This window comes from Massilia sp. P2_C2, assembly GCF_056404615.1.
Map to the genome: position 1 here is coordinate 1 of NZ_JBFUDR010000299.1, position 7,643 is coordinate 7,643.

The following is a 7,643-nucleotide window of genomic DNA, read 5'->3' on the forward strand; positions in this document are numbered from 1 at the left end:
GTTCGAGATCCAGCCGTGCGGATCGACGGCTTTCGCATCGGATGGGATCCAGTAGCCGGCGCCGTTTTTTTCGAGCGAGTAGCCGTGGCCCGCGTAATAGATCACCACGCTGTCCTGGCCGTTCATTTCCGCCGCCAGCCCGTTCAGCGTGCGGATGATCGTGGCCTTGTCCGGGTCGCGCACGACGCGGACCTCGTAGCCCAGCTTCTGCGCGAAGATCTTCGCCACGGCATCGACGTCCGGCACGGCGTTTTCCAGTTGCGGGATCGTCTTGTCGGCATAGTCGTTGATGCCGAACAGGACGACCACCTTCCGTTCGATCTGCGGCACGTGCGCCGTCTTCGCGACCGCCGTCTTCGCGGCCACGGCCTTCGACGCGTGGACCAGTTCCAGTTGCGCAGTCGTGATGCGGCAGGTGCCCGTGCTCGCGTCGGCCACCGTGGCGCAAGGCTGGACGTCGGCCAGGCTCGGGTCGATTTCCAGCTTGTAGATCGCATCGGCGAACAGCTTGCGCTTGAAGTCACGGCGCTGGGCCAGCATGGCTGCGAGTTCGTCCTGGTTCATCGCGCCAATCGGGATGGCGCCGAACGTGCGCGCCGCGGCCAGCGAGGCGCGGTCGAACACGCCGCCGCCGCTGCCGCGCGGGCCCAGCAGGGGCAGGGCGGCGCGCAGCGCGGCGGCGATGGCATGCACGCTGTCGTCCTGCGCACGCGCCTCCGGTTTCGTCGGTGAAAAATCGAAGCGGACGCTCAGCGCCGTCGCATTGCCCGGTGCCTGCACGAACGTGTAGTTGTCGGCCGACAGCCCGGTGCCATTGACCGCATACGTGCCCGGCCGCGAGAACCGCGTGGCGCTGCTGTCCCACGCGAGCGTGCCCGTGGTCGCGCTGTCGAGCGTGTCCGTCCCCTTGAAGCCGGTGACCGTCCCCCCCAGGCCCGTGACGGGCAGTCCCGGCTCGCRCACCGCCGGTCCCGCCACATAGGTCAGCRTCGCAGGCGTGATCGTGCCCCCGTTGCCGCTGGCCGTCGCGTCGACGACGTTCACGCCGCTCGTGAGGTCGACGGTGCCGATCCGGTAATTCGGCGCGTCCGCCCCGGCGATCTGGAACGCACCGGTGGCGCTCACGGCCTTGTTCCGGCCCGCATCGGGTGTCGCGTAGCTGGCCTGCGCGGGGCCGCTGACGGTCAGCGTGTCGCCGGCGACGGCATTGTTCAGGGCGAACTGGTTTGCGTCCAGCGTCGCGCCCGTGGTCGCGTCGTATTCCTTGCCGACCGTGCCGGTKATGGCGATCGTCAGGGGCATCGGCATGATGGCGGCCCGCGTCGTCAGCGGTCCGCTCAGCTGGTAGTTGGACGCGTCCGCGCCCGCGAGCACGGCGCCGGTGAACGTCACGACCTTGTTCGTGCCTGCGTTCTTCGTGTCGAACGCCGCCGCCGTCGTGCCCAGTGCGAGCACGTCGCCGGGCAGCGCGCCCGTGAAGCCGCCGGACAGCGTGGCCGCGGTCGTGCCGTCGTAGACCTTGTCGGCGGCCTGGATGCCGGCGACCGTGATCGGACGCGGCGTGATGTCGGCCGTCGTCGTGGCGCCGCCGGCCAGCGTGTAGTTGCCCGCGTCGGCGCCCGCCAGCGTGCCGCCGGAGATCGTGACGGTCTTGCCCGTGCCCGCGTTCCTGGTGTCGAACAGGCCCGTCGCACCGACCAGCGTGACGCTGTCCCCCGCGATGAAGCCGGCCGGCGCGCCCGACAACGTCGCGCTGCGCGTGCCGTCGTACACCTTGTTATCCGGCGCGATCCCTGCCGCGGACACGGATCGCGGCACGATGTCGCCCACATAGGACTGCGTCGCGCCGACCACCGGCACGCCGGCGGCGGTCGCGATGTCGAACGCCGGGCCTGCCGCGCTGTAGAGTATCGGCTTGTCGGCTCCGGCGTTCTTGTCCTGGAAGGTACCGACGAGGACAACGTTGCTGGCGGGGGGCTGTACCTGGAAGCCGGGCAGCGTCGTGAAGGACTGCGGCTGGGTGAACGTCGCCTGCGTCGTGCCGTCGTAGGGGCGGGTCGCATTCACCTTGATCTGCACGGCGAGCGGGTCGTCCATCACGATGCCGTTCAGGCCCGGGACGATGGACGCCGTGCCGGCCGCATCGACCTGGACGAACTGGTAGTCGAGCGCGCCGAGCGCCGCTGCCGGGAACGACGTCTGGCCGGTGCGCAGGTGGATGAGCCAGCGTCCGATGGGCGTGGACAGCACGCTGGACGTGTTCGTCAGCGTGTCCGTCGTGATGGTGATGGCGTCGCCGTCGGTCGACGACACGAGGTTGGCGTGATCGAGTTCGACGGCATGCGCGGACAGGCTGATGCCGGCCGCGCTCATCTGCGCCTCATTGCTCGTGTCCGAGAACGCGAAGTGGCCACTCGAAATGCGCATCGGCCCGGACGCGATCAGGCTCGAGTTCTTCAGCACCAGGTCGTCGGACGTGATCGACATCGTGCCGTTCGTCGTGGTATCGGCGGCGCCGGTCGAGTCGGCCGCCAGCGTGGCATTCGTGAGGGTGATGATGCCGGACGTGATCGACAGGGTGCCGGAGTAGGTGGTGCCGCCCATGCTCGACGACGAGGMCGCGATGGTGCCGTCCGTGACGTCGAGGGCGTCGGCCGTGATGGCGATGCCCGATCCGCCTGCGCTGCTGGCGTCGCTGACGTGCGCCAGGATGGCGCTGCCGTTCAGCTGCAGGCGCTTCGCCGCGATCGAGACGCCGCTGTCGAAGGCGTCCGATGCGGAGATCGATGCATTCGTCATCGTGATGTCGTCGACGGTCGCGCTGACGTGGCTGCCGTTCACCTGGCTGCCGTCGCGCATGTCGAGCCGGGCGCCCGTCATGGCGACGAGGCCGGTGCCGGCATCCAGCAAGCTGCTCCTCTCCAGCAGGATGGTGCCGTTCGGCGTCGCGCCGAAGGTGGCGGCTTTCAGGCCGATGCCGCCGCCGGTCGTGATCTGCGCGCCTTCGCGCAGGGCGATGCTGCCGGCGCCGTCATTGTCGAAGTCCGCCGTGAAGCTGACGGGAATCGCGTTGTGATTGAAGTTGATCTTCACGCCGGGGCTGACGACGATGTCGTTGTGCGCGAACAGATTCAGCCCGCCGCCGGCCGGCGCGCCGTCGTCCAGCACGATGTCGTGGTCGACGACGATGTCGCCGGCCTGCGTCGTGGTGGCGCCTCCGCCGGTCTTGATGATGACCTTCGTGCCCTGCCTGAGCTGTCCGGCGATCAGGTCGGCTTCGATGAACGCATCGTCGCTGTTCGAGGTGACGCTGAAGTCGGCCGTATTGTCGTGCGACAGCCCACCCTCCTGCGAGCAGCAGCCGGTGATCGTGATGTTGCCGGGATCGAGCAGCCAGGTACCGGCCCTGCCGTGCGCCGCGCCCACGTCGATGCGGGTCGTCTTCACGTCGAGGAAATGCCCGGACGTCTCCACCAGCCCGCCGTTGCCGCCGTCCGGGCCGCCTTTCGCTTCGATGGCGCCGTAGACGCGCGTGGCCTGGTCGCCCCACAGGATGACCTTGCCGCCGTCGCCGCTGCCCGTGGCGCTGGCGCGAACGGATGCGTTCGGGCCCAGGTAGGTGGCGGCGGCATTGCGCACCGCGGGATTCGCGCCCTGGTAGTCGCCGCCCAGCAGCACCTCGCCGCCACCGCCGCCACCGGACGCGTCGACGACGGCCTGCCCGACCGCGCCGACCTCCTTGCCGAGCAGGCGGACCTGCCCGCCGGCGCCCGTCGCGCCGGTCGCGCTGACCCGGCCCTGCACGAGCGTCGTGCCGCCCGCCGACTCGACGAGGACCGTGCCCGCACGGCCATCCGCGCCCGTCGCGCTGGACGCACCCAGAGTTACATCGCCCTGCGCCCGGATGACCACGCGGCCGGCCGGATCGGTGCCGATGCTGTCCGCACGGACGATGCCCTGCTGGTTGACGATGCCGCTGTGGATGTCGATGCTGCCGCCGGCCGGGGCGAGCAGGGTGCCCAGGTTGACCGCACCGTTGTCCGGTGCCGTCACGCGCACGGCGACGTTGGGCAAGCCGGAATCGACCAGTTCGATGCTGTTGCCCGCCGCGAGGACGATCTGGCCGCCGGGGCTGCGCACGAGGCCTTCGTTGCGCACCGAGTTCCCCACCAGCCACACATGGCCGCCGAAGCGAGTGCCGATCTGGCCCTGGTTGAGCACCTGGCCGCCGGCCAGTCCGGTGCCGTCGAAACGGAAGCGGCCGGCCAGGAAGTCGTCGTTCGAGATGCCCAGCGTGGACGCGACCAGTCCGGCGACGTCGACGCGGGCGTTGCTGCCGAATAGCACGCCGTGCGGGTTGACGAGCCACACGCCGCCGTTCGATGACAGGCTGCCGAGGATGTTCGACGGGTCGTTGCCGACGACGCGGTTGAGCACCTGGCTCGAGGCGCCGGGCTGTTCGAACCGGACGCGGTTCTGCGAACCAATGTTAAAGGACTGCCAGTCCAGCACCGCGCCGGCACTGTTCGTGATCGTCATCTGGCCGCCGTTCGTCACGATGCCGGCGCTGCCGTTGACGATCGTCGGGCCGGTCGGCAACTGGGCGAGGGCCGGACCGGCATGGGCGCCGAATGCCGCGGCGACGGCGGCGGCGATGGCGTGGCGGCGCAGTGTTCTGGTCTGGTTTTTCATGATTTCCTCAAAGGACGAGGTTGAGCGCGAAGTGGCCGCGGAGGTCGCCCGGCTGCGTGCCGAGACCGCGTGACTGCGCCCGGCCCACGTCCACGCTGGCGTTCACGTTCCTGCCCAGCGCCACGCGCGCGCCGAGCCCGACGCCCGTCAGCGCGCACGACGTTTCGGTCGCATCGCGGCATGGCATGTCGCGGTGGTTCAGCACGCGGCCATGGTCGAGGAACACGTAGGGCTGCAGCCGGTAGCCTTGCGTCAGCAGCAGCGCGGCGTTCGTGGCCTCGATCCGTACCAGCATGCCGTTGTCGCCGGCCAGCTCGCGTTCCGTGTACCCGCGCACGCTGGCGGCGCCGCCCAGTCCGAATTTCTCGCCCGAGATCAGGGCGTGCGGGCTGTATTGCAGTTCCAGCCGGCCGTTGACCGTATAGCCGGCGCCGAGGCCCTTCTCGCCGAAGCCGACGAGGCGCGCGATGGCGTAATGCCGTGGCGCGCCCGGGCGGGCCGCGTCGAACGTCGCGCGCGCACTGCCGCCCGCGTTCACCGACAGCGCGCCGCTGATGCCATAGGACAGGGATGGCCCCTGTTTCTGGCMGACGTAGGCCACGCTGAGCGGCACCGTGGCGACGTCGACGGCGGCCGGCCCGCAGGCCAGCGCGCCGAACACGCCGACGGAACACGCGTCGTCGTACTTGCGCGAATCGATGCCGAGCGAGATGTGGTGGTCGTATTCGCCGATGCGGTCCAGGTTGCGGTTCAGGCGCAGGCCCGCGACGGTGCCGCGGCCGGTGAAGGTCAACGGTCCCGCGGTCGTCGCCGTCGTGCCGTTGCTGACGGTGGAATGGGCGTAGAAGGCATCGATCGACGCTGCCTGCGCATACAGCGGCACACGGTAGCCGAGGCTGTAGATATGGACGCGCTCCGGATGCTCGGGCGACGTCTGGTATTGCAGCGTGCCCACATGGTCCCGGTCGAACAGGTTCGCGTGCTGCACGCCCACGCTCAGCCGCTGCATGCCGGTCGCGCTCGTACCCGTGTTGTTGTAGCCGACGAGGTATTGCAGCGGTTTCGCATCCATGACATTGACCTCGGCGTCGATGTCGCCGGGCCGCGCGCCCGCCATCAGCGTCACCCCCACATGCTTGGCCGGATTGTCGTTGGTCGACTGGATGTCGCGGTCGATGGCGCGCACGCGCGGGGTCGTTCCTTCGCGCAGGTTCGGCAGGCCGGCGCGGACGTTCGCCGTATCGAACCAGGTGTTGCCCGTCACGCGGACCTGCGCGAGCCGGCCCTCGACCACGCGCACCGTGACGTCGCCGTTCGGCGTGTCCTGCGGCGGGACGTAGGCGACGACGCCACCATAGCCTGCATCGCGGTACGCGTTCTGCAAGCGCAGCGCGACTGCATTCAATTCGCCCATGCTGCGCTCCGTGCCCGCCAGTCCGGACGTGATGCCGGACAGCGTGGGTTCCGGCAGCAGCGTATTGCCTTCGATGCGCACGCTGTTCACCCGGATCTTCTGCTCCCCGGCGGTCGCGACGCCCGGTATCGACAGCCACAGCGCGCCGGCGTGCAAGCCCAGCGCGACCAGGCGAAGGGGGCCGGCGCCGAAAGGCCTGCGTGCGGGGAAGTGGGGAAGGGGGGGGACGGTGCGATCAGGCTTTGCTGGATTATCCATTCGAATGTTCAGTCATCCCATGTTGTCACTTTTATCCGTGCGATTATCGGGCCGAATGTTTCACCCGGTGTGGGTATTTGTTGCATCTGTGCCGACCCAGCAACTCCACGACAAGGCGCTTGCGTATGGTTCATGCCTGCACCTATAATGCCGATGCAAAAGTTATAACATTCGCTGAAGGGGGGAACATGAAAGGACGCGTGCTGCTGGCGCTTTGCATCATGGCGGTCGTACTGCCCGTGAAGAGCCAGGATGAGCAGGTGCTCAAGGAGGGCCAGGCCGACGTCGGCCAGCTCGTCGATGCGCTGGCGCCGCCCCGTGCGCCGGTCCGTACGCGCAGCCTCGGCCTCGCGCGCGACAACGAGGAGAGCCCCGCCGGCGGTACCCGTCCGGCGAAGGTGTCCCTCCTGATCACCTTCGACACCAATTCGGCGAACCTGACGCCGGGCGCGAAGCATTCGCTCGACGTGGTCGGGAAGGCGCTCGCGTCGGACAAGCTGGCGTCCTACCGGTTCGCCATCGAGGGCCATGCCGATCCGCGCGGCAGCGCCGACGCGAACCTGAAGCTGTCGCAACTGCGCGCCCAGTCCGTGCGCGACTACCTCGTCCAGAACGTGAACATCGACAAGGCGCGGCTGGAAGCGATCGGCAAGGGCGACCGCGAACTGATGAACAAGTCCAATCCCGAGGCGCCCGAAAACCGCCGCGTCACCATCGTCAACCTGTCGCGCTGAACGCAACCTACTGGACTTCGTCGATGGTGAAGGCCGCCGCGCCGTAGTCCGCGGCGCAAGGCGTGTCCGCGCAGACGGGCGTGCCGGCGAACAGCGCGGTCTTGCCGGTGTACGCGGCCTGCAGCCGGGCCGCCTGCGCGACGGGGAAGGCGGAGAAGGGATTCTCGTCCGTCAGGCCGGCGGCGCCGAAGTCGCGCGGCATGTCCGATACCATCACGACGAAATGGTCCGTGCCCGGCGGACCGAAGGCCTTGATCGGCCATGAGGCGCGCGGCAGGCGCAATACCTCGTTCGCGCCGATGCGGTTGTTGCGGTCGCGCGCATTCGGGAACAACAGGTGGAAGTCGTTGCCCAGGGTGCCCACCGTGTAGATGTACACATGACCCGCATGCGAGGAACGGATCGCGAAGCTGAATTTGTCGCGGCCGATCCGCAGGGGCTTGTCCGGTACGTCCACGTCGACCGTGCGTGCCGGATTGGCGCCGGCCAGGATGGCATCGAGGGCGGCGACGGGATCGAACGCGGCGGCGGGCACGGGCGCAGCC

General features: G+C 68.9%; 4 protein-coding genes. 1 reads left to right on the forward strand and 3 read right to left on the reverse strand.

The window, feature by feature from the left end; all coding sequences use genetic code 11:
* Positions 1-4,692: YDG domain-containing protein (locus AC1DYX_RS25175; protein WP_477263958.1), on the reverse strand; the 4,692-nt coding region annotated here is incomplete at its 3' end.
* Between the two features lie 7 nt (positions 4,693-4,699).
* Positions 4,700-6,364, reverse strand: a complete 1,665-nt coding sequence (locus AC1DYX_RS25180) for a ShlB/FhaC/HecB family hemolysin secretion/activation protein (protein ID WP_477263960.1) — start codon at positions 6,362-6,364, stop codon at positions 4,700-4,702.
* A 188-nt stretch (positions 6,365-6,552) separates the two neighbouring features.
* Between AC1DYX_RS25180 and AC1DYX_RS25185 the strand changes: the two genes are divergently transcribed.
* Positions 6,553-7,098, forward strand: a complete 546-nt coding sequence (locus AC1DYX_RS25185) for an OmpA family protein (RefSeq protein ID WP_477263962.1) — start codon at positions 6,553-6,555, stop codon at positions 7,096-7,098.
* A 7-nt stretch (positions 7,099-7,105) separates the two neighbouring features.
* Here AC1DYX_RS25185 and AC1DYX_RS25190 read toward each other — a convergent pair.
* Positions 7,106-7,643 (reverse strand): DUF4384 domain-containing protein (locus tag AC1DYX_RS25190; RefSeq protein ID WP_477263964.1); only part of this gene is annotated, 538 nt, incomplete at its 5' end.

Coding starts and splice junctions, on each gene's coding strand:
- AC1DYX_RS25185 (WP_477263962.1), top strand. CDS start 6,553: ATGAAAGGACGCGTGCTGCTGGCGCTTTGCATCATGGCGGTCGTACTG.